The following is a 24,222-nucleotide window of genomic DNA, read 5'->3' as shown; positions in this document are numbered from 1 at the left end:
ACATCCATGAAGAAACTACATGTTGTTTTTAAGACACATTTAGATATTGGTTTTACCGACTTAGCTGAGAAGGTAATGGATACGTATCTGTTTGATTATATGCCTAGAGCGGTTGAAATCGGTGAAGCATTGAAGGAAAAGTTTACATGGACGACGGGGTCATGGTTAATTGACCACTATTTAAATCATGAAGCTGTTGTCGCAGAAGATAAAAATCGCCTGATTGCGGCTATTGAAGCAGGAACGATTAAATGGCATGGTTTGCCTGTTACGACACATACAGAGTTAATGGATCGAGATCTGTTTGAATATGGTTTGTCAATTTCACAAAAGCTTGATGAACGATTTCAAAAGAAAACCATAGCAGCGAAAATGACAGATGTTCCTGGACATACGATTGCAATCGTCCCCTTAATGGCGAAGGCTGGCTTAAAGTATTTGCACATCGGTGTAAATGCCAGTTCGGCTGTTCCGAATGTGCCAGAGTTATTCGTATGGCGGGCAAATGACGGATCAGAAATCATTGTTCATTATGCGAAGGATTATGGACAAACCTTTGAACGTGAAGATTGGAATGACTTACTTTATTTCGCACATAGTCACGATAATCAAGGTCCACCTCGTGATGCTCAAGAAGTGGTGGAACTTCATGAGAAATTGAGTCAGCAATATCCAGATGTTGAAATTGTCGCATCCACATTAGATGAATTTGCCCAAGCAGCCTGGGAAAAAAGGGAAACCCTGCCTGTGATTGAAGAAGAAATCGCTGATTCTTGGATTCATGGTGTTGGCTCTGACCCAGGAAAAATAGGCAAGTATGAGATATTGCTTGGTTTACGAGCTAAATGGTTAGCCCAAGGGACATTGCTAAAGGACAGCGAAGAATATCGGCAATTCTCAGAACAACTATTATTAGTAGCTGAGCATACATGGGGCGGGAATGGTAATGTATTTTTGCCGGATTACCGAAATTATTTAATCTCCGACTTTCAAAAGGCACGAGCAAAAGATAAATTAGAGTTTAATCGTGATCGAAAAATGATGGACTTCTTTGATTTGATGACGGAGATTAGTACAGATCTCGGTTTTCATACAGAGAAACGATCTTACAAATTATATGAGGCTTCTTGGGTAGAACAGCGGCAGTATGTCGAAAAAGCAGTTCAATTTTTATCAGAAGCCCACCGGGAAGAAGTAGACCAGGAATTTGCGGACTATGAAAGTACTATCCCAGTGATCCAGTCCGGACAACAAATTGTAATAGGAAAACCATATCAGTTTGGTGAGTTTGAGATGGTCTTTGCTTCGACAGGAGCGCTCCAAGAACTGAAGGTAAAAAATCGTTCAATGCTTGAGCAAGGAAAGCGATTTGGAGAGCTATCATATGAACGTTTCGACTTTGCGAACTTTAGCCGATTCTTAAGTCAATATAGTCGTTTAACACGTTGGACAAGTAGTTGGGCATTGGTTGACTTTGCCAAACGGGGAATCGAAGCATATTCCGAGATTAGACATGAAATCATCTCGCCATACGTAGATAATGCTTCTTTTAGACGAGAAAATGAGCTTGTCATATTTGAATTGGATTTAAAGTTCAAGGAAGAGTCTGTGACACATTTCGGATTACCGAAGAGGATGCGGCTTAGTTACAATTTAAATCTTCGCACGAAAACATTAGCAGGAATGTTAAAAATGCAAGACAAAGTGGCCAATAGAATGCCAGAAGCGTATTGGCTAGAAACGAGTATCTCTGTTGCGAATCCATATTGCTGGCAAATGCACAAATTAAGTGAGCCGCTATCTCCTTATCATGTAGTAGAAGACGGAAATCGCAATATGCATGCTTTATCAAAAGAAGGGCTTACCTATTCCGGCGTTGTGGGGGAAGTCGCAATTCGTTCCAAGGAAGCTCCTTTGTTTTCTTTTGGCAGAAGAGGGCTATTACAATTTGACAATGCTCAGCCTTCCTTAAACGATGGTATTTTTATTAATTTATATAATAATGTATGGGGAACGAACTTTCCGGCTTGGTATGAAGGGGATATGGGCTATCGTTTTGCAGTGGAATTGGATTTGCATAGCTAATGATGTACTAATTGAATGAACATAAATAACAATTATTTTAATGTGTTTTATGTTTTAACAAGAGTGGCCTGTTCCTAACGCTGGACACAGGCTACTTCCTAGGGAAGCAATCCTTAAATCTGGCGAACGTGTTTATTTGAGGTGCCGTTCATATCTGATAAAAAGCATGGTGAAAAAGAGGAATATTCACCTTGTAACAATTTTCATAATAGTAATTGTAAACGGATACAACATTCCGTTAGAGAGGGGACAAAATGAGTTAGGAATTTGGGTAGTGAAGGGATTAGTCTGAACATCATGAGAAATTTATCCCGAATTGCTTATGATCGTTGGGCAGAAGGATAATGTAGGCGTTACCACTTTATAGAGAGCTAGTTATCAAGAGCAGTTTGGAAGGGCGTGAATGAACGTTGTTGGGAGTGGAACTAAAAAAGAAGCGATTATTACCACCAATTCGCTCCTAACGATTAAATGTTGCCAGGGGGCTTATCATTTATCATTTAGCCCCTTCTCAATATAAGGATGAGTTAAAATTGCTTGATGCACTGCTTCCTATCTGTTTTTACTAGCCTAACATCATTTAACCTTTCAGCGGCATCATATTCGTCATAGGGGTGAAATATTGTTAAACAAGTGAATTTATAAAGCACATTTTTATAATATTAGTATTCTTTCGTAATCGGGCGATTTAATTTAATAAGGGGATTTCTTAGCAAAACAATTTCAGTTAAGATATGCATTTGATAAATCTTTTGTATCAGAAAATGCATAAAAGTCAAGCCTTGTAAAAGAGCGTGCGTTCCCTTATGTTTGTAACTAGAGAGTTTATAAATGAATTGAATTCGTTTGAAAGTAGGTAGGTATACAGTGAAGATTGACACACCCAAGATCCCTGAAGATTTAACGGAAAGAAGATTTACAGATATTTTTTACGAAGAAGATACGGAATTTGAATTGTGTATGGTTACCGATTCAGAATTTGCCGACGAAAGTCTTGAGCGGGTGCGACTATATAAAACAGTGATTAGGAATTGCAATCTCACAAATACGGATTTTAGCCGAATTGATCTTACCGATGTGCGCTTTGAGAATTGTGATTTATCCAATGCTAATTTAGGGAATGCCTCTATGAATCGAGTTGAATTTCTTAATTGTAAGTTACTTGGCAGTAACTTAACAGACTCTTATATCGGTAATACAAGATTTAGGGAATCAATTCTTAATATGGTTACGTTCGGTAACTCAAAACTTGAAAAGGTAATTTTTGATGATGATGCGTTAGAAAGCGCTGATTTTTTTGACTGTAAGCTTAAAAAGGTAGAATTTCTTTCATGCAATCTTAATGGCGCGAACTTTGAAGAGACACCATTAAAAGGAATTGATATAAGCTCATCCAAATTTGACTCTTTAACTGTTTCAATAGAGAACTTAAAAGGATGTATAGTATCAACATCTCAAGCAATACAATTTGCTTCGTTATTTGGTCTAAAAATTAAACAGTAATGATACTGTTTAATCCCCTTTAACTCCGTACTTGGATTATGTAAAGTCTTATACATGCCATCTTACCAAGAATGTAGTGAGTTTATAATAACTAGTATTTTAAATGAGAGGTTGAAATAGATGACAATTTATCGAGTCATTGATTTAGAAAGTTTTCCAAGAAGAAACTATTATGATTATTTTATGGCGACAGACACAACGTTTGAAATGACAGTAAAAATAGATGTTACTCGAGCAGTTAAAAAATGTAAAGACGAATCTATAAGTTTTTATGCTTACTCTATTTTTAATTTAACTAGATCGGTTAACAAGATTCCGAATTTGAGGTATGCCCACGTAGATAAGCAATTAGTAGAATGGCAAGAATTAGTGCCAACGTTTACGACTTTTAACCAAGAAACAACGTTATTTTATAGTTTATGGTTGGAAGGGTTAACGGATTATAAATCAGTTGACCGTGAGTACAAAAAGCTTATAAAAGACTATGCAAACACAACAGATATTGCACCAATGGGAGATGCTCCACCCAACGTGGTGAATATTTCATCAATTCCTTGGATGCATTTTGAACATTTTTCATCTCATCCAGGAGCTATCAAAAATAATTTAACACCAATGATTACCAGTGGAAAGTACGAAAAAGTTGGTTCACAGTTGCTAATGCCAGTGAATATTAAGGTTCACCACGCAACAGTAGATGGCTATCATGTGACGTTGTTTTTTGAAATACTGCAACGTGAAATGAACCGTTAATTCCCGATCGGAGTGGAATAATTCAAGGCGACTAAGATTGTAGGGAACTGATGCAAAGGCATGCTGAACTAAGGCTGCAGTCTTCTCAGATCCAGCACTGTCGCCAATGATTTTGCGATTATATAAATATAGCAAAACACAGATGTAATGCCATTCCTGTCTGACACGGGCGTAAGTCAGATCACTCACAACACCTTTAGTTCCTGGCCCTGATCAAACTCCCGATTGAGAACATTTCCAATCTCCGATTCATTGACAGATTATTCGGGGGGGGGGGAGTTCATTATTTCACTCCGGAAGACAGGAAAAGTAGATTCCTGCCCCCAAAGCGTTTATACGATTGCTGTCAGACACGGAGATTACTCCATCTGACTCATTGCCTCTTGAATTTTTGGATTTGATTTTTCTTCTAACGTTCGTAAAAATGTTGGAATATCCGCCTCAAACTTTGCGAACTCAGCTAAACTCCCTTGTATATCCACATATTCATCCCACCTACTCACATTTTCTGGTGGACTCGTATAGTCTATGGAAAATACAGGCGCTAATTCCAGGTTTTTTAGCTTTTCAGACTCTGAACCGAATTTAGTCAGTACTTTCTCGTCTTTTAAAACGGGGACTTCAGAATATTTAGCTGCTAGCATAGATTGGTGTTCAGCTGACAGATATTCGGAAATAACTTCGAAGGCTGCTTCTTTTTGTTCACTATGTTTATTGATAACAAGCCGAGCTGTTCCCATAGGTATTGGAGCAGCTCCTTTGTCCTCCCATACAGGAACAGGGAGAACTCCGACATGATCCATAAAATCAGCCTCAGGAATCCCCCAGCGAGGGTAATCAACCCATGACACAAGCATACCGACCGTACTCAGAGGAAATTCATATGCCTCTCTTGCTTCTGGATCTGGATTGTACAATCCAGGAATACTATATAGATGTTCCATTAATTCAAAATATTTTGTAACAGCAGGTTCCTGTGTTATTAATACTTCCCCTGTTTCAGGATCCGTTAAGTTCACACCAAGTTCTAATAAAGGAGTCAAGGTGTCGTTCCCTGTATTGGCTTGTCCCAACTCCAGACCACGGTACTGCTGTCCGTTTCTTTCTCCGTTCATTTTTTTAGATAAGTCTAAAACTTCCGTCCATGTGAGTTGTCCTTCTGGATAAGGCACTCCAAAGAGATCAAATATATCTTTGTTATAGAATAGTGCGTAAGTTCTTCCATTTGTAGGTAAGCCTAATATTCTTCCTTCGGAATCCGCAGATCGGATGGTTTCAACGACCGATGGTAAGAATGAGTCAAGATCAAAATTATATTGTTCTATTAAATCATCAAGTGGTTGAATCATGTCCAGTCCTTCTAACGGTGCCAACCCTAAATTCGAATGAATTAAATCCGGTGTCATATTTTTGGCATTCAGTTCTTGAAGTGATTCTGATGTTGCCTCTGCTGGGATAAGCTCTAGTTTAATGTGCTCTAGTTTTTGATCGATCGCTTCATATCTTTGTTTAAATGCATCCTCTCCCCATGGATACAAAACTTTAACGGTTACAACATCTTCTGCTTGTTTGTCTAATCCCATTTCGGTTTTCTGTGCATTATTATTACTGCATCCAGTTAAAGCGGAGAAAACAAGCAAAGAAACGAAAATAGCTACCACCTTAGTTTTCAAAACCTTTCCTCCCCAAGAAAGTCTTTATTATTGTTATATTGGAAGTGTTCTGTCCGATATAATCGATTTAATTTCATGTCCATACGATATATTATTGTGACCTAATTCCAATGGACTTGCTCCAACAAATTCACTCTTTGTCCCTTCGATGCTTACATGTCCAGATTGTATAGTGACGATTGCAAATAATGGATCTTTATAAGGAACTGTGCTTTTTAGATACGGATACTTTTCATCAATTTCTTTCGAATAGCGGATATGCTCATAGCCTTCACCTATCCAATGGTTCGATATACTGTTTATGTCTATATAATAAATATCATCAATTGTTCTTATATGATCAAGGTGATGATGGCCGTTCATACAAGCTACCACTTTTTGATATCCTGCCTTGGCATTAACAGCCGAAAGAACAGATTGAACTTCCCTTGCGTTATTAATTCCAGCCTCCTCATTTTCTAAGCTTTGATGACTAAATATGATTGTATGCTTATTTGTTTTTGCAAGATCTTCTTTTAACCAATGAAGTTGCTGATCATTTAAAAACGGACATTCTTCACGTGGTCTATAAAAGTTTGCATTTGCAAAGTCAATATAGTCTCCGTTTATTTTTAAGAAATTTGCATCAAGAACAATGAAATGAACTGGACCACAATCAAATGAATAGTAGTTTTTCTCCATTCCCAAAAAGTCCATTATTGTTTTCTTATCAGCATGATCCATGTCATGATTTCCAAGGACATGATATTTGGGGCCATTGAAGTGTTTCCAAATGTTCAGTAAATCAAAGTTATTTGATGAAGGGTGACAAAAGTCTCCTAATTGTATAATAAAATCAACGTCTTCTTCATTCATCCTATCAATGAAAGTCTTTAATCGTTCTTGTCCGTCATGCATAACATCATGGTGTAAGTCAGTAAAGATACCAAATCGAACTGGCTGTGAATCATTAGAAACAATACTATCCATTCATCTAACCCCCGGTATTAAAAAGTTTTCTGCCGTATTCGCTAAGAACCTAACCCGAAAAATCATTTGCTGTCTCGTTTATTTGCACTCTCAATAAAATGGTTACTGTAAATATCACCCCTTTCCAAAGATTTCCATGAAAGGCTTAAGTTTGTTATTTATACAAAGCGGTAGGTAGTGTGAAAGTGTTCTCTATCCATTCTTTTTTTGCTATATCCCTTGGTCTAATGATGACTTTCTCCTCAAACACTTGGACATATAAACCTTGACTCCCATCTGGATCGATAAGGACCTCATGCCCTTCCTCACCAGGACCATATGTATTATAAATTGCTCCCGAATTCGCCATGGAAAAGGAGTTTTGAAGAAACATTCCTGGCAAACGTAAATCCCAATGAGAATGGCCGGAAAATAATATGACTTGTGGATACTGGGATAAAATACGCTTCAATTCCATATCCTGGATGACCCCATTACTATAGTACTTCAAATCCGTACCTGTAAGTGTATAGGGAAGCGGTTGATGAAGAAAAACAAAGATTGGCCTCCTCGATGTCTCATATTTTTTCAAGGTTTGCACTAACCAATGTAACTGTTCATCGCCTAATACTGCTGAATCTTTGGTTGGTGTACCGACCGGCCCCCAACTTTCTGTTCCCAATAGGATAAAGGGATAGCCTTTTACTACTATTTCATCATAAATTTGGTCACGTCCGGCAAAATTCAAAAATCGTTTGATTGATGGTTCATTTCCATCATTCTTAAAAAATTCATGATTACCAATTGCAAATAAAGTATTTTCCACATGAAAAGCTTCCTCCATTATCTCGAGGACTTTTGCATAACTTTCATTCCCTCCATCATCAGTCATGTCCCCATTGACTACTAATGCATCAGGCGCAGAATGAATTGATTTAAGATCCTCCAATCCCATTTTTAACTTTTCATGTGATCTCTCATTGCCGGCAGTCAGCTGAAAGTCACTGATTATAAAGAATTCAAGAATAGCGCTTTCATCAGATTGATTTACATTTCCCATTTAATAGAACCTCCTAGAATGTTTTATTGTTTCAATAAGGTTTTTGTTAGTACTTTCAATATTTATCTTTCGCTTAGATGAAGTGAAAAATCAGGAGGCAAAAAAGCCCCCATCAATTCTTCATCGACACAACTCTACCTGTACTTTTTATTCCTTATATCTTTCATAAGCATCCTGATAAACCTTCATATACTCATCATATTTGTTCTTGTTGTTTACTCTCTTTTATCTTAAAATATTGACATAAGAACGCTTAAAACATCTTTCTTTGTTAAAGCGATAGGATTATTATCCATCCGCCCTTTCGTAAAGGCATTTTCAACGATAGATTCAATTATTTCAAGATTAGCATTATAATCTTTGAGATTGCTTGGAAAACCAGCTTGTTCATATATATGAATAATAAACTGCTTCACTTCCTCAATGTTCGCTACACCAAACGCTTCAAATAATTGATTTTTATCAATTATTGTTTCAAGATTTAACTCCATTATTTTAGCCAGAGTTAAACTTGTCGCTACACCGTGGTCTATTCCAAGATACAAGGTAAGAGGATAAGATATAGAATGACATGCAGTTGTACGTGTGTTGCTAAAAGCTAGTCCCGCATATAAACTTCCTAAAGCCATTTCATTTCTTAATGTAAGATCGTAAGGGCAATCTAATACTTTTTCCAAGTTGCCTACAATACGTTTGATTGCTTCTAAGGCATATACTTTTGATAGTTCATTGGAGTTTTTTGACCAATAAGCTTCCGTAGCATGACATAATGCATCAAGTGCAGTTGAAGCTGTTAATTTTTTGGGTAGTGATGTTGTAAGGGTAGAATCGATAATAGCAGTATGTGCATACAGATTTTCACTTTCAATCGATAATTTCACACCCTTGGCTCGATCCCAAATTGTTGCCCAACATGTCAGTTCCGAGCCTGTTCCTGATGTGGTCGGTATTCCAATCCATGGAACGATATTTTGGTTTTCTACATAGCTTTTTTGCTTGATCAACAATCGAAGTTGATTGGTAGAATCAATCTCTATATGTTTTAATGCGGATAAAGATTTCGAAAGGTCTAGAATGGTACCTCCACCAACACCGATAATGCAGTGGAAATCAACGTTTTTAATTTGTGAATAATAATGAAATAAATCTTCAATGTCAGGGTTAGAAATACCTACTTGAAGATGTTTCACATTAAAATTCTCAAGACACTTCATGAGTGTATGAGCAGAAAGAGAATCTAAGAAATCTTCACCTCGCGTAAGAAGCACAATATTTTTCACTTGAGAACCAAGATTTATCAAGACACGTTCAATTTCGTCAATACGATTTATTAATACTTTTACTGGATTATAGAAGCTTCCCATGTTCAAGCCTCTTTCTATGCGAATATTCATGGGGATAAATATTTTGCTGTAATACATCATTTATCTCTTCTATTAATCTAGGCAACTCCTTGATGGAATTGATGACAAAATGGGCGCCTGCTTGATAAAATTTCATCTTTGCTACTTCCATGCTCTTTGAGAGTTCAGCTTGACTCATATGTTTTATATCCATCTCACTAAAACCATGTAGACTGCTTCCCAAAACCACCCCAACACTCCACATTCCTGCATGAATGCCCTCTTGGATGTCAGCAACTGTATCGCCAACTTTCACCATTTTTTGCATTCCATTAATGTCTAATTGAATGGCATTTTCATAACACATATAAGGAAATGGACGTCCTTTGCTGAATTTCTCTGATGTAATTCTAATATCTGGTTGATAGCCTTGTTTTGCTGCTTCTTCAGCTACAATATCCAGCATTTCTTTCGTATAGCCACTCGTTGAGCCTATTTTTAGGCCATTTTTGCGCAGTGCATCCACTACTTCAAGGGTTCCTTCGATTGGTTTCGCGTAAAACTTAAGATTAGCAAATAATGTGGGTTCAAATTCCTGATATAACTCATCTATCTCATCTTTACTTGGCCACTTTTTATATCTTGCTTTCCATTGTGCTTTAACACTTTCTAATTGACATAGTTCATAAATATGATCCCACTTCCCCATTCCCATCGGGCCTCTAACTTCTTCATTCGTGACAACAATGTTCTTTTCTTTAAAGATGTCGATAAATGCATTTAATGGGGCCAAACAACCATAATCTACAGTCGTACCAGCCCAATCAAATACGACAGCTTCCAGTTTGTTATACAATTGTATCATCTGCTTTCTTTTGCTGTTTTTTGCTATATAATGCAATAATAATGTTTCTTCGACTATTTTGCAATAGTTTTCATAAGAAATTTATATTGAATACAAGCTTATACATATAAAATATGGAGTCTTAGCTTTGGAAATTCCATTCTTTGCTTTCTTTTGCTTTTTTATCATAAGTGTTAATATAGAAGTTAAGCTATTGATTATACAGGTATAAATCGGAGGATAAAAAATTGTTACAAGAACATCGCCATCAAAAAATTGAGTCTTTTCTAAAACAACAAAAAGCCGTGAAAGCTACTGAGCTTGCATCATTATTAGATGTCTCTATAGACACTGTTCGAAGGGACTTGGAAGCACTTGAGAAAAAAGGAGTTATTAAGAAAGTTCATGGAGGAGCTATTTTAAAACAAAATGAAAAAAATGTTCTAAATAAACTTTTTAATGAAAGAGAAGTCAAAAATATAGAAATGAAGCAAGAAGCCGCTATGGTAGCAGTCGAATTAATTGAAGAAGGACAAGCAATTGCTTTAAACGGCGGGACAACAACCATTGAAATTGCAAAAGTACTGATGGAAAAATTTCAAAGGTTAACGATTATTACAAATGATATCCGGATACTAAGTATTCTTGGAGCTAATAAAAATTTCAAGGTTATCCTTTCTGGAGGTTTTTTTAATCCCGAAGAGTATACTTTATATGGAAAACAATGCGAAGAAGTACTCTCTAATTTTAATATTGATATCGCTTTTATTACCGTCAATGGATTATCACTTGAAAATGGTTTAACCGATTTTAGAATACACGAGGTAGAGGTGATCAAAACGATTCTCTCACGATCAAAACATAAAGTTGTCGTAGCAGATTCATCAAAATTTGAAACATCTTCTTATATTAATATTTGTCCATTGAAGGAGATCGATCTTATCGTTACAGATAGTTCAATTCCTTCCAATATACTTGAGGGTTTTGGCAGAGAGAATATTCGCATTCTTTCACCTAGCTAAATGAATAAGATACATTAGCTTTTCACGCAGCCGTAAAAAACCGTTTAAGCGGGCAAACACATTAAGAGAAGAGAACCATTGGAGTTAAGTTTTAGAAACTTAATGATTTATTAGAAAATAGATACTAACAAAAAATCTCCTTATTGGTTTATAACGCTAATATAACTGCACTCTAAACATGTTTAAATAAAGAAATACTAAGGTAGGTGGAGAAAGATAGTTTATTTTTCTCTACCTATTCTGTTTTTAGAGGCTTCATTCTCAATCCAGGTTGCTTTAAACAGAAAAATGTCTATTTCTATATTTGCTTGGGGCAATGCCAGCTTGCTTTGTGAAAAATCTTGAAAAATGACTGGATGAATAGAAATTTAGTCTTTCGGCAATCTCCTCAATGGATAAATGAGTTTCTAGAAGAAGTTCTTTAGCTTTTTCTAATTTTACATTTAAATGGTACTGCTTGGGTGACATGCCATAGATCTTTGAAAAGATACTGGTGATGTAAGTTCTATGTAAATGAATTTCAGATGAAATATCGGCTATTTTAAAATCAGAGATGGAACGAGTGTGAATAATCTTGGCTATTTCTTCTGCAATATACACTTCAAAACTATTATGTTTCATCTCTTTTTCTTTATTCTCGTAAGCATACTTCGCAATTTGGCAAATTAACAAGATGACATGACCGTGTATTTCTAACTCACTATTTGCAAATGTAAAATCTTCAACTTTTATAGAGGGGCTCGTTAGGTTCAGTATTTCCCTATATTGATGAATAAAATTAGTAACCCAATTCATAATATACTGCTGAAGCGTCGGTTCCGTTTTTGCTGTAATAAAAATATTGTTTGAATGGTGTATAGCTCTATTTATTTCTGTGTTCTCCACATCAAAATGGAAACCTAAGAACTCACTGGATTCTATTATTCTTGTTTTGTGGAAAAATCCCCCTTGAATAATAAGGCTATCACCCGGTCCTAATAAATAGGTATCATCCCCCACCGCTTGTTCGATTTTTCCAGAAATACAATGTAAAAATTCATAATAAGGATGACGGTGTTTATCGTAAATCCAATCTTTCTCAGCATAAGTATATTGCAAATTTGTTAAATTGACGGCACTATAAAGTCTTTTAGTATGAAAAATAAAATTCAAACTGTTTACACCTCTCATCAAAAATGAAAAAAGATTGTACAAATTTATATAGAGTTTAGTTTAGAGAACATTTATATTATTTGCAAGCGCTTTTATAAAAAAGAAGTGAAAGGCACGGATATTTATTCATAGATAAATACGAGGAGGAAACAAAATGGCGCAACAGTATGTTTATTCTTTACTATACGTTGCTATACATCCGATTTACACTAATTCTGAGAAAATCAAAAATTTACAGAAAGAGAAGGGATAAATGATGGTAAACAATCATAAGGAAAAGGTATGGACGACACCAACTATTGTTCCCAAACCTTTTGATGTACAAGGAGAAACGAATCCTGTTCAAAGTTTAATTTCTAGTGAAGGTACTAAATGGCTATTCAACAAAACGATCCGAAGCGAAGAAGAAGCTCTTGGGACTGCGAGGGACCTTTCCGGTTGGGATAAGGTGATTGTTCCTGGAGAAGTTGCGATGCAAGGGCATGATATTGAAAATGATATTCCTTACTATTATAAAACTTTTGTGATGATCCCTGCTGATTTCTTTGATCAACACATCATCCTTCGTTTTCACGGCATCTATTCCAAAGCAAAAGTGTGGGTGAATGGCCAATATATTCGTAGTCATAAGGGAGGGTTTACAACATGGGACTGCAATGTTACAGATGCTGTTGTACCTGGTCAAGAAGCAGTCATCCTCATCCAATTTATCGATGATATTTGGGATCCTTCGATTGGGAGTATCTATGCCCACCATAATATGGGAGGGATTATTCGCAACGTGGAGCTAATCGCTTTGCCGGCCAATCACTTTACTCGGCTTCATTATCTCGTTGATTTCGATGAGGAGTATAAAAATGCCCAATTAAGTGTGAAAATTGGTAAAAACGAAGGGGATCTCGCTGAAAAGTCCGTCCAATTGGAGCTATATGATGCAGGTCAGCAACAAGTACCATTAGAAAACAGTACGATTCCTTTTCCAAAAGGGCAAAGAGAACAAGAAATAACGTTTCACATCGATAATCCGAAAAAGTGGAATGCTGAACAACCCTATTTGTATACACTGAAAGCGAAGTTATTCAATGATCAAAAGGAAATCATTCAAACGACTCAAATCAAAGTTGGTTTTAGAAAAATTACCTATGGGGGAGCTGATGGAACAGATAAAAAGGAAATATACGTCAATGGTGACCCCATCAAACTACGTGGAACGTGTCGACATAGTGTTCATCCGACATTAGGTAGGGTAACAACACCTGAAATGGATCGAAATGATGTCATCATGTTGAAAAAGCAAAATGTAAACTATGTGAGAACCTCTCACTACCCTCCTACAAAAGAGTTTTTAGAAGCATGTGATGAATTAGGGATGTATGTTGAGGAAGAAACGGCTGTCAACTTTCAATATGCGAATGGTCCGGGGCCCTGGGGTGATGATCAGGAATGGTATATGGATCAGTTTGCCGAGATGATTGAACGTGATAAAAGCCATCCTTCTGTCATTATCTGGTCACTCGCCAATGAAAGTGGTTGGAGAAAAGGAGCGGAGGGCGATAAGTTCAGAAGACAGTATCGTTATCTTAAGCAGGTTGATACGAGCAGACCAGCGAAATTTAGCTATCCCTTCATGGTGGAAGATGGTACCGTCACTGATATCTATAGTGCCCATTATGCAGATTATAAAGAGGATATGTCTCATTACAAAATCAATTATGGCGTCGGTTCCATAACAGAGGATGTGATTGCGGATAAGGAACCTCCTGTTGTGCATGATGAATATGCGCATATTGCTTGTTACAATTTGAACGAAATCGAACGTGACAATAATGTGAGAAACTTTTGGGGAGAAAGTATTTCATTGTTTTGGGAGAAGATTGTCAAAACTCGCGGAGCTCTTGGAGGAGCTCTTTGGGCAAATATTGATGATGTGTTTCATTTGCCTGAAGGTGTGAAAGAGCGCCATCAAGTTCATTCTGTCGGTCCAGCAGCAGGGTATGGAGAATGGGGAAATATGAGCGATCAGTGGCGCCGGGAAAAGCCGGAGTATTGGTTGACGAAGAAGGCATATTCACCGATCCGGATTGAAGATAAACCGCTAGGAAGTCAAGGGTTCAAGGAATTGAAAATTCTGGTGCGAAACTGGTTCAATCATACGAATCTTCAAGACGTACAAGTATGTTGGCAAGTCATTTTAGAGGAAAAGATTGTTGAACAAGGCAAGCAAGCAGGTCCAGATGTCAAACCTTATCAACAAGGACATATTTCACTTCCGAAACGGAAATGGGATGACCGTGAAGTTGTTCAATTGCAGTTCGTCACCGCAGATGGAATCACAGTGGATGAATATAAGGTACCTCTTATTCTCCCTGAGGTGTTCTTCACAGGAGAGAATTTTGGTCCACTCCAGGTGAAGGAAACAGCCGACCAATGGCATATTAGTAATCAAACATTGTCTTTTCTATATGACAAGCAAAAGGGCCAATTGGAAATGGCTTCATATGAAGGACAAGCACTTATCAAGGGAGGTCCACACTTGCATGTGACAGGAGCGGTACTTGGAAGCTGGAATGCGAACGAAATGAACGTAGTAAGAAAGAACAATGGTGAAGCTGTAGAAGTGACGATTAAGGGAAGTTATTCCAATGGAACGGTTGTTGAATTTTTACAGACGATTTCATATGATGGGCAGTTAAAAACTCAGTATCAGATCGTGAAAGAACTGCTAAATTCCCATCAGCAAGAGATCGGCATTGAATACGCTATCGACCCTTCTGTACAAGAGGTAGAATGGGAAAGGATTGGCTTTCATTCCGTTTATCCACAAAACCATATCGGCAGAAGCAAAGGAATAGCAAAGCGAGTGCGAGAGGGGCATGAACAACAACCAGATACATATCGGAAACAACCGATGTGGGATTGGAAAGACGATATGCGTAATTTCTTCCTAGAAAGAGGGAATGACCCAGACAAAGGACTGGTGACAAAAGACTTTAACAGTATGAGAGAACATATTTTATATTATTCGGTCAAGTTTCCCGAAACAAAGGCGCGGATTAGAGTAGAATCGGATGGACAAGTGGGGGCTAGAATGAGTTATAAACATGCTGCTAATCCGATCGTCAATGACAGGGATACAGAAAAGTTGGCGTATACGGGTGACTGGGAAACCGGTTCTGATGCGAATTGCTATATGGGGACAGAAACGTTCTCCAATAAACCGGGTGCTAAAGTTTCATTTACCTTCTATGGGACTGGTATCAACTTAATCTACAAAAAACAAGCGAATACGGGTCCTATGCTTATACGCATGGATGATAGCGATCCTGAGCTATTGGACACACATAGTGATATTGGCACACCATTATATCATCAAAAATACGAAGTCAAAAACTTGCCACTTGGTGAACATACGTTGACAGTGGAAGTACCTGAACAAAATCGTGATGTATATGTCGTGATCGATGCAATTGAAATTATAAATCAAAATATACCTAGGAAAATACAGGCTCAATTAATCATCAATAATGAATGGAATTATGAAGGATTAGGCTGGGGGAACTACGTTAGAAAGCCAGTTAACCTCAAAGCGGGTTATCAAAATGAAGTCACAATAAGACTAACCAATAATAATGATTATCAAAATAAATAGGAATCCAAGGTGGTCAAGAAGGCTTTTATCTTAAAGGCCTTCTTGCCTGATACGCTCATTGAAAAATGAATGAATCTAAAAAGAGAGGGATTCACATGCTGAAAGGAGTCATACCAGTTGTTGCCCTGCCATTTACAGAAGGCGGAAAAATGGATGAAAATAGTTTTAGACAATTAAGCAAATGGCTGGCAAAATTGGATATTCCCGGTGCCATGTTATTTGGAATTGCAAGTGAATTTTATAAATTAACGGATCAAGAGAAAAGCATCATTCAAAAGGAATTTATTCGTTTGATGAAGAGTCAAGGTAAAACATGTGTAGTATCTGTCACAGATCACTCTTGGGAAGTTGCCGTAAATACCGCCCAATCTGCTCAAAAGGATGGGGCACACATTATGTTTCATGATGTACCTTGGCGAGATCAAATCTTGGATCATCCATTGGTCATTCAAGATGGTCACTTAGTATTATCGAAGCGTCCTGGCCTCGGTGTCGATTTAATAGAAGATGTCATGGAGGCTCATCCAGGAATTAGAGAAGCACGTGCTGGATTTTATGTATAAAGGAGAACGAGTTGATGTCAATCAGTATCGATTTAAGTGGGCATGTGGCCCTAATCACAGGAGCTTCTAGTGGTATTGGAGAAGGAATCACAAAAATGTTAGCTAAAGCTGGAGCGAAAATAGCGGGATGTGGGAGAACGAGGACCAATGATAAAAAAATCCTTCAACTCAAAAAGGAAGTTGAAGATTTAGGAAGTCAGTTATTATACATTCAAGCAGATGTTACAGATGATAAGCAACTTCAGATTCTTGTATCTGAAACGATGTCACATTTTGGGAGTATAGATATACTGGTTTCCAATGCTGGAATGAATGTATTTAAAGGTGCTGCAGAGTGTGATACAGAAGCGTGGGAGTTTAATATGGATTTGAATTTGAAGTCTCATTGGATGGTAAGTAAGCTGTGTCGACCTTATCTAGAAAAAAGTAGCAATGGGACGATTCTCATTATGACCTCTAACCACTCTGAAGCAACGATACCTGGATGTTTTCCATATAACGTTGCTAAAACAGCGTTAGTTGGCTTAGTACGAGCTCTTGCTATTGAGTGGGGACCTTTAATAAGAACGGTGGGGATCGCTCCAGGATATATTGAAACCAGTGGTAGTAAAAAATGGTTTTCGACATTTGCCGATCCGATTGCTGAGAGGGAGCGGACAAAAAATATGCACCCCGGTGGTCAATTAGGGACGACCGAGGAAGTTGGAGCGTTTTGTGCATTTCTAGTCAGTTCCTATGCCAGCTTTGCAACCGGCTCAACCTATGTGATGGATGGGGGGCGAACGGCGTTATTACAAGATTGAAAATAATATAATGACTAATTGATTTAACATCACAAAGTAAAAAAATATAAAGGTCTTTGTAGAATATTACTTTAAAAGCTATAAAGTGTAATTGTACAGACATATATGAAAAGTTTAACAGCAATGAAGCATGTGATTTATTACAAGAGGCAGCCAAGAACGGCTGCCTCTCTTTCTAGATTAATAGAATCTCTTATACCCATCAAACTTACTATCCCAATATGGATTGCTAAGGTTGATGATGTTTACGCCTTTGTCGTTAGCATGGATAAAGTCGCCGTTTCCAAGGTAAATCCCCATATGCGAGATTCCAGGTTTATAGGTATCTCTGAAAAACACAAGATCGCCAGGTTGAGGATCTTTTACATAATAAGAACGATCATAATATCCCTCAGAGCTTGTACGAGGGACGTTATGTCCACTTTGGCTAAATGCGTAGTAAATAAAACCACTGCAGTCAAAACCGGAAGGAGAGGTTCCTCCCCAAGCATATGGGCTTCCAAGTACCCCTTTTGCCGTACTAATTAGTTTTGTTGTGTTAGTAGCTTCAGATTTAGATGACGAGTCCGTGTTTGTATTCTTATCTTGCGAAGTCTTTGATTGTGATTTGTCAGGTGTAGAAGATGAACTTCCATTTACTTTCAACACTTGTCCAACCTGAAGGAAATCAGAGCTTAGGTCGTTCAAAGATTTTAATTTACTGACCGTTGTCCCATACTTTGCAGCAATCCCACTTAATGTATCGCCACTCACGATTTTATAAGTATCCGTTTTAGAGCTTGTATTATTGGAACTATTATTCTTTGATTCATTTGGTTTTGTTGTGTTAGACGATGTGTTTGATGAATTTGAAACTTTCAACACTTGTCCAACACGAATAAGATCGGAATTTAATCCATTCTGAGACTTTAATTTACTGACCGTTGTCCCATATTTAGCAGCAATCCCACTTAACGTATCGCCGCTTACAACTTTATATGTATCTGTTTTGGTATTTGTATTATTCGAGCTTCCACTATTTGATTCTTTTGGTTTGCTTGCCGTTGTTTTTGAACCCGAGACCTTTAGCACCTGTCCTGGATGGATTAAGTCACTTGTTAAATTATTCCATGAGATTAAATCAGCTAAAGAGATATTATGTTTGATTGCAATATTAAATAAACTATCACCTGAGACAACGGTATAGGATTTCGCTGTAGATGAAGAAGTTGCTTGTTTTTTTGTATTGGTTGAATCTTTTTTTTGTTTTTGTGGCTTCTTTGCCTCATCCGGGGTCACAATGATCACTTGTTTAGGGTAAATTAGATCCTGTTTTAAATGATTCCAGTCTTTTAATTGGGAAACAGAAGTTTGATATTTGGAAGCAATTTTCCAAAGAGAGTCTCCTGGTTTAACTTCATGTGTTGCGCCAAGCGCAGTGCCAGTGAAAGATGTTGTCAGCATAACGGCTGTTGCCGTGCCTACTAATGCTTTACGCACTATAAAATCCCCCTATCGATATAGTCTATTAATATAGTAGCATATACTTAAACATAATAATGGAAAATATTGCAATTTGTAACAAAAAATTAACGTTAGAACCATTTTTTGTAAAAAACATGGATGAAAGTTTTACTTCTAAGAGAGATGTTTGTCATTATAACGTGCTAGACTTATAATAGGAGTAATTAAACTTGTTGGAGAAAGTAGGGTGATAAGATGAATCAAAAGGTTGTAATCAATGCTGAAATTTATCCAGGGGGAAAAGCAGAGACGATTGAGCAGGGATATATGCGTTTCTCTGAACAGATAAACGAAGTAGGATCTATGAGTGAGTACAAAGAACAAGAAGGCGAAACGGTCATCGATGCCAAAGGCAATCTCCTTATTCCTGGTATGATTGATATTCATATTCATGGTGGACACGGAATTGATTTTATGGATGCCGATCCGGAAGCAAATGTAAAATTAAGTGAAGAACTAATGGGAGAAGGGGTTACTTCCTTTTTTGCGACGACCATGACTCAAACATATGATCATATTACCAGAGCAATGGAAGCGATCCAATCAGCGAAAGAAATGGGAGCCCATATCGAAGGCGTTCATCTGGAAGGTCCATTTATTAATCCGATAAAAGCGGGAGCTCAAGATCCTCAATATATGGGACCTGCCGATATCGAGACATTTTTAAAATGGTATGAAGCTTCTGGTGAACAGATCAAGCTTGTAACATATGCACCAGAATTAGCGGAAGCCCGTGAATTCGAACAAGTGATGCAGGAGCGTAACATTATTCCATCTGTTGGACACTCTGATGCTGTTCGCGCAGAGCTTCTTGAGAGCGCGGCAACACATGCCACTCACCTATATAATGGTATGCGTGGTCTTCATCATCGTGAGGCAGGAGTAGCTGGACATGCTTTAATCACGGACGGGTTACAAGTGGAAATCATTGCAGATGGAATCCATATTCATCCCGATATGATCGAACTTGCCTACCTTATTAAAGGGGCAGAAGGCATTACTTTAATTTCAGATGCCATGATGGCAAAAGGAATGGAAAACGGTGATTATGAGTTAGGTGGTCAAAAAGTCATCGTTGTGGATGGAGAAGCCCGCCTTGAAAATGGCTCTCTAGCAGGAAGTGTATTGACAATGGATCTGGCATTTCGTAATATTATGGAATTCACAGGCTGCTCGATCGCTGAAGCGGTGCAAATGACCTCTAGTAACCAAGCACGTGAATTTGGATTAACGCAAAAAGGCCATCTAGAAGTAGGCAAGGATGCAGACTTTGTCTTAATGAATCCACGTTTTGAAGTCGAAAACACCTATCGACTTGGCAAAAGCATGAAAGAATAGAGTTTAGGGATTGGATAGATACTAAGGCTACTAGCTAAACGATCACTATAAGAGCGTGTTCAAAAAGGGAAAAGGGGGATGGAAATGCACATTATAACAGCAAAGAATGCCCAAGAAGCATCTAAAGCGGCATTCGATATAGTACAAGAGGGATTAGAAAGTGGCACAATCCACACATTGGGATTGGCAACAGGAAGTACTCCATTAAAGCTATACGAAGAAATGCGCGAAGCACAACTTAACGTTGAAAATGTTACAACGGTAAATTTAGATGAGTATATCGGATTAGCAGCAGATGATCCACAAAGCTATCATTATTATATGGAAAATGAGTTATTTAACAGCTTAAACTTTAAAGCCTCTCATTTACCTAATGGAATGGCTTCGGACTTAGAAGCAGAGTGTAAACGTTATGAGCAAATATTAAATGAGCATCCCGTAGATCTGCAAGTTCTGGGTCTCGGAACGAACGGACATATTGGATTTAATGAGCCAGGCACACCATTTACGACAAAAACACATGTTGTTGAGCTAACGGCAGAAACCATTGAGGCAAATAAACGCTTTTTTGAAAAAGTTGAAGATGTGCCTACTCATGCGATTTCCATGGGAATTGCTTCGATTATGTCGGCGAAAAAGATTATTCTCCTTGCTTTCGGAGCAGCGAAGGCAGACGCGGTGCAACAGATGGTACAAGGACACGTAACGGAAGAGTGTCCTGCATCTGTATTGCAGAATCATCCTGATGTGACCATTATTGTCGATGAAGCTGCAGCGGAGAAATTGAAATAACAATAGTGGGTAAGTGAATTTCACCTTAAAGGGGCATGGGCAAAGGCATATCTAGGTAGGCAGCATACGCATGTTCTGCCAAATGGATATGGCCTGCACTGTCCCTTTATTTACGTTCTCCCCCTACCTCAAGATTATAGAGAGTACAGAGAAGGAGCGTAGATGGGGATACACTGTCCTAATCTAGTTGCAGCACCTAGCAAATTTACGGTTTTTGCTTGCGTAAATCAACATCAATTCACCCTTTGATCCTATCGTGTTTCCTTTATTTCAGGCCAACAGGATGTTGGTCAGTACGGTGTTACGATGTACAGGACGTACTAGTGCAGGTGAAACGACAGGATGTTGCGATCTTGGCCATTTGATCATCTGAAATCAGTGGGGGTGGAGGAATACCGCACTGATTGAAGTTTTACTTTATTTTTTTCTCCTAAAACTACTTAGATTAAGAAGGAATCGTATGAATGATAAAAAGCCTGTATATGTTGTCGCTTTTGTGACCGCTATTTGTTTATTGGGAGACTCCATGCTCTATATTGTGTTACCAGTGTATTGGAGAGAAGTTGGATTACAATCCTTATGGGAAGTCGGGATTTTGCTATCGGTCAACCGCTTTGTTCGACTCCCATTAAATCCGCTGATTGGTTGGCTATATAAAAAAATGTCCCTTCGTACTGGGCTATTCATAGCTGTTCTTATTGGGGCTCTGACAACAGTCGGTTATGGGGTCTTTAAAGGATTTATTGCTTGGTTAATTCTTAGAGGATTATGGGGAATTGCTTGGTCGTTTCTAAGAATGGGAGGATATTTTACTGTTATTCATTCTTCTCATGATGGCAATCGCGGGCAATTAATGGGCAGTTATAATGGGATTTTTCGTCTTGGCAGCTTGGCTGGAATGCTTGTTGGTGGAATACTGGTTCCTATTGTCGGAATGCAAAATGTTTCTTTAGGTTTTGGGTTGATTACGTTTATTGGCTTAGTACCAATATTTTTGTATATTTCTAATCAACAAGTAACAGAAGTGGAAGCGCATCCGCAAAAAGGAACCTTGCAATCTCGGATTTGGACGAAAGGCGTTATACAAATACTGATATGTGGGTTATGGATTGCTCTTATACAAGCGGTATTTAGCTCGACATTAAGTCTGCTCATCGACCGGCATTACTCTGAATCAATTTCGATCTTTGGTTTGATCATGAGTAGCACGGCATTAGCTGGTATTCTTCAAGCCATAAGATGGGTTTGGGAACCTTTCCTAGCGACAAAGATCGGGCAAATGTCAGATGGAGCTAAAGACAGAATTCCCTTATTTCTCCTTTCGCTCTTTTGTGCAGCGATCGGCTATTTCTTAATCCCATGGGAACTGCCGATATATATATGGATGCTGATTGTTCTATTTGTTATGGTAACTGGCACAGCAACCAATACTTTAATGGACGCCCTAGCCGCAGATATAGCAAAAACAACATCTGTGATTGCTGTGATGACAACTTATTCCGTTGTCACAGACTTAGGCTCTGCACTAGGCCCGATGCTGTCATACTGGTTTGTTGAATTAGAGCATGGTTTATTGCTAGTCTATCTTGTAAGTGCCAGCATCTATCTAGGAATCTTACTATGGTATCGTTCTACAAGGCGCTTAAAAAGAGAAATGCAAGGTTAAGAGCAGTTTGGTGGGAGATCAGGATGGCCGAAAAGAGGGTGGGACATAAGTATTTTTACCAAAGAAAAAACGAACGACTAGGGTGCATAACTCTCGCTCCGGAAATATACTTCGCTTTCCACGGGCGAGCGGCAAGACTCCCTTTCCTTCCGGGGTCTTGCCGAACTCTCACTTCCCGCAGGAGTCTACGTATATTTCTCCGCTAAGGTAATGTATCGTTCATTCGTGGAGCTTAACGTTTTAATTATGTCCCAGTTTTTTGCGGTTTCATTTTATTTTTGTAAAAGTCCAACCAATAGATATTTTACTATTTTACGAGAACTGGCTTTTTTCCATGTCTGCAATATTTGCTTATCCCATTGGAAACTTGTAATAAAAGGATTGGCTCCGCTAATCTCCGTTGGATCAGGAACATAGTATTCACCCGGTTCAATACCGCTTGTTAATTCTTGTTGATCGTCAACGTGTAAACCAAGTTTGACCATTCTCTTTTCAGTTTTCCCTTCTTCCGTTAAGACCCAAAGGAAAGTTTGCTTGGCCTTCTTTTCCACACTGTTTTTTGCAACAATGGGGACATTGTTTGCTTGTGCTAAAATGATTTCTGTCTGAAGATGTTGACCGATTCGCCATTTTTCGTCAGGTATTTCAAATGCGACTGAGAATGGGTAAAAGCTTTCTTTATCCAAGTCCGCTTCCTCAAATGGAAGATCTTCAATACTCGCTATTTCACCAAGAATCGGCTGCTTAAACTGGCTGGAATGCAGTTTTACCGGCATATCAGGGTCTACCTTTTCGACCTGCTTCTCCGATAAACGTCCTTCTACGATTGGCTCTTCAGATACGATGGTCATAATAGGATTTTTTAGTTCGAATGAAAGATCGGTAATTTTCCCCCCTGTAGGGCTAAAAACAGTTAATCCTTTTATCCCATTTTGAACGGCTTCTCGTTGTGCTTCATACTGCCGAATGGCTTCGTCGATATTGCGCTTGTCCAGTTCTTTTTCAGCAATGGTTTGATCAAGTGACAAAGATAATCCATTGATAGAGGCGGACTTCACTGCCTCAGATGTTTGACTATCCTCTTTATTTTCTTCTTCATGTAAGCTAGTGGCTGTGGTTGGATACAAATTCGTTTTCATTTGTACGAGTTCTTCAAGATAAGCATCGATATTTTTCTTCTCTGATTCTAACCGTAAAATTTCTGCATCAAGTAAAGCAAGCTGCTCATCTTGATGAGAACTTTCATATTCAAAAAGCGGGGTGCCTTTTTCAACCACATCTCCTTTTTCAACGAGGAAATGTTTAAAAGCGGTTTGGTCATCAACAAAAATTGGATGTTTCTCCGCAGGCACGATCATCCCCTCTGTTTGTAAGGTTTGTTCGAGAGTTCCAGAAGCTAAGATCTGCCAATCAGAAAGATGGGTCACTCGCTTCACCTTACTGTCATCCTTTTCCAGTAAAAAAATATTTATGCCAATAAACAGAACGCTCAGAAGGAAGATTAAACCTTTTTTCATAAGAAAAA

Annotated in this window: 18 protein-coding genes and 1 pseudogene; 10 read left to right on the top strand and 9 right to left on the bottom strand. The window is 38.1% G+C overall.

Translation table 11 applies throughout. The features are described from left to right. Positions 1–6: 6 nt before the first annotated feature. From IPU53_RS00415 to IPU53_RS00405, 3 genes are all read left to right on the top strand, one after another. Positions 7–2,085: a DUF5054 domain-containing protein gene (locus IPU53_RS00415; protein ID WP_207446281.1), complete on the top strand. Its 2,079-nt coding sequence runs from the start codon at positions 7–9 to the stop codon at positions 2,083–2,085. An 867-nt stretch (positions 2,086–2,952) separates the two neighbouring features. Then, complete coding sequence (locus IPU53_RS00410) at positions 2,953–3,588, top strand: pentapeptide repeat-containing protein (RefSeq protein WP_207446280.1); 636 nt, start codon at positions 2,953–2,955, stop codon at positions 3,586–3,588. A gap of 120 nt (positions 3,589–3,708) precedes the next feature. Further along, a complete protein-coding gene (locus IPU53_RS00405; protein WP_207446279.1) occupies positions 3,709–4,341 on the top strand; it encodes a CatA-like O-acetyltransferase in 633 nt (210 codons plus the stop codon). Positions 4,342–4,344: 3 nt separating this feature from the next. Here the strand turns inward: IPU53_RS00405 and IPU53_RS00400 are convergent. The 6 genes and pseudogenes from IPU53_RS00400 to phnX form a co-directional block, all read right to left on the bottom strand. Then, positions 4,345–4,601: pseudogene (locus IPU53_RS00400) on the bottom strand (IS3-like element IS655 family transposase); the annotation flags it as partial. Positions 4,602–4,700: 99 nt separating this feature from the next. Next, positions 4,701–6,014, bottom strand: coding sequence for an ABC transporter substrate-binding protein (locus tag IPU53_RS00395; RefSeq protein ID WP_207446278.1), 1,314 nt, complete (start codon positions 6,012–6,014; stop codon positions 4,701–4,703). Between the two features lie 33 nt (positions 6,015–6,047). Continuing rightward, complete coding sequence (locus IPU53_RS00390) at positions 6,048–6,983, bottom strand: metallophosphoesterase family protein (RefSeq protein WP_207446271.1); 936 nt, start codon at positions 6,981–6,983, stop codon at positions 6,048–6,050. A 154-nt stretch (positions 6,984–7,137) separates the two neighbouring features. Next, on the bottom strand, positions 7,138–8,022 hold the full coding sequence (locus tag IPU53_RS00385) for a metallophosphoesterase family protein (protein ID WP_207446262.1): 885 nt from the start codon (positions 8,020–8,022) through the stop codon (positions 7,138–7,140). 230 nt (positions 8,023–8,252) lie between these two features. After that, positions 8,253–9,386 (bottom strand): phosphonoacetaldehyde reductase, encoded by a 1,134-nt coding sequence (locus IPU53_RS00380; RefSeq protein ID WP_207446260.1) that lies wholly within the window; start codon positions 9,384–9,386, stop codon positions 8,253–8,255. After that, the gene (gene phnX / locus IPU53_RS00375) at positions 9,370–10,221 is read right to left on the bottom strand and encodes a phosphonoacetaldehyde hydrolase (protein WP_396019870.1); all 852 of its coding nucleotides are present in this window, start codon (positions 10,219–10,221) and stop codon (positions 9,370–9,372) included. Before phnX ends, IPU53_RS00380 begins: the two co-directional genes overlap by 17 nt. A 236-nt stretch (positions 10,222–10,457) precedes the next feature. Here phnX and IPU53_RS00370 point away from each other — a divergent pair, with 236 nt between their 5' ends. Continuing rightward, complete coding sequence (locus IPU53_RS00370) at positions 10,458–11,231, top strand: DeoR/GlpR family DNA-binding transcription regulator (protein ID WP_207446256.1); 774 nt, start codon at positions 10,458–10,460, stop codon at positions 11,229–11,231. Positions 11,232–11,507: 276 nt separating this feature from the next. Here IPU53_RS00370 and IPU53_RS00365 read toward each other — a convergent pair whose 3' ends face one another. Beyond that, positions 11,508–12,383, bottom strand: a complete 876-nt coding sequence (locus IPU53_RS00365; protein WP_207446254.1) for a helix-turn-helix transcriptional regulator — start codon at positions 12,381–12,383, stop codon at positions 11,508–11,510. Between the two features lie 253 nt (positions 12,384–12,636). Between IPU53_RS00365 and IPU53_RS00360 the strand changes: the two genes are divergently transcribed. The 3 genes from IPU53_RS00360 to IPU53_RS00350 all read left to right on the top strand — a co-directional run bounded on the left by IPU53_RS00360 (position 12,637) and on the right by IPU53_RS00350 (position 17,398). Beyond that, the gene (locus IPU53_RS00360) at positions 12,637–16,032 is read left to right on the top strand and encodes a glycoside hydrolase family 2 protein (RefSeq protein ID WP_207446252.1); all 3,396 of its coding nucleotides are present in this window, start codon (positions 12,637–12,639) and stop codon (positions 16,030–16,032) included. 95 nt (positions 16,033–16,127) lie between these two features. Then, positions 16,128–16,595, top strand: a complete 468-nt coding sequence (locus tag IPU53_RS00355; protein WP_207446250.1) for a hypothetical protein — start codon at positions 16,128–16,130, stop codon at positions 16,593–16,595. Between the two features lie 14 nt (positions 16,596–16,609). Further along, positions 16,610–17,398: an SDR family NAD(P)-dependent oxidoreductase gene (locus tag IPU53_RS00350; protein ID WP_207446248.1), complete on the top strand. Its 789-nt coding sequence runs from the start codon at positions 16,610–16,612 to the stop codon at positions 17,396–17,398. 180 nt (positions 17,399–17,578) lie between these two features. Here IPU53_RS00350 and IPU53_RS00345 read toward each other — a convergent pair whose 3' ends face one another. Then, a complete protein-coding gene (locus IPU53_RS00345) occupies positions 17,579–18,877 on the bottom strand; it encodes a C40 family peptidase (RefSeq protein WP_313886425.1) in 1,299 nt (432 codons plus the stop codon). Between the two features lie 219 nt (positions 18,878–19,096). On the opposite strand from IPU53_RS00345, the gene nagA reads away from it, so the two are divergent. The 3 genes from nagA (at position 19,097) to IPU53_RS00330 (ending at position 22,697) form a co-directional block, all read left to right on the top strand. Next, entirely contained in the window at positions 19,097–20,239 is a 1,143-nt protein-coding gene (nagA, locus tag IPU53_RS00340) for an N-acetylglucosamine-6-phosphate deacetylase (RefSeq protein ID WP_207446246.1), read from the top strand. Between the two features lie 84 nt (positions 20,240–20,323). After that, complete coding sequence (nagB, locus tag IPU53_RS00335; protein WP_207446238.1) at positions 20,324–21,031, top strand: glucosamine-6-phosphate deaminase; 708 nt, start codon at positions 20,324–20,326, stop codon at positions 21,029–21,031. 460 nt (positions 21,032–21,491) lie between these two features. Next, positions 21,492–22,697, top strand: coding sequence for an MFS transporter (locus IPU53_RS00330; protein ID WP_207446230.1), 1,206 nt, complete (start codon positions 21,492–21,494; stop codon positions 22,695–22,697). A 272-nt stretch (positions 22,698–22,969) separates the two neighbouring features. On the opposite strand, the gene IPU53_RS00325 is transcribed toward IPU53_RS00330, so the two are convergent. Further along, positions 22,970–24,214: an efflux RND transporter periplasmic adaptor subunit gene (locus IPU53_RS00325; RefSeq protein WP_207446228.1), complete on the bottom strand. Its 1,245-nt coding sequence runs from the start codon at positions 24,212–24,214 to the stop codon at positions 22,970–22,972. Positions 24,215–24,222 lie beyond the last annotated feature (8 nt).

The sequence above is a fragment of the Bacillus sp. SD088 genome (genome assembly GCF_017355205.1).
In the GTDB taxonomy this organism is placed as follows: domain Bacteria; phylum Bacillota; class Bacilli; order Bacillales; family Bacillaceae_C; genus Lederbergia.
Note: the sequence above shows the minus strand (reverse complement) of the source record. Positions and strands in the feature narration are given on the sequence as shown.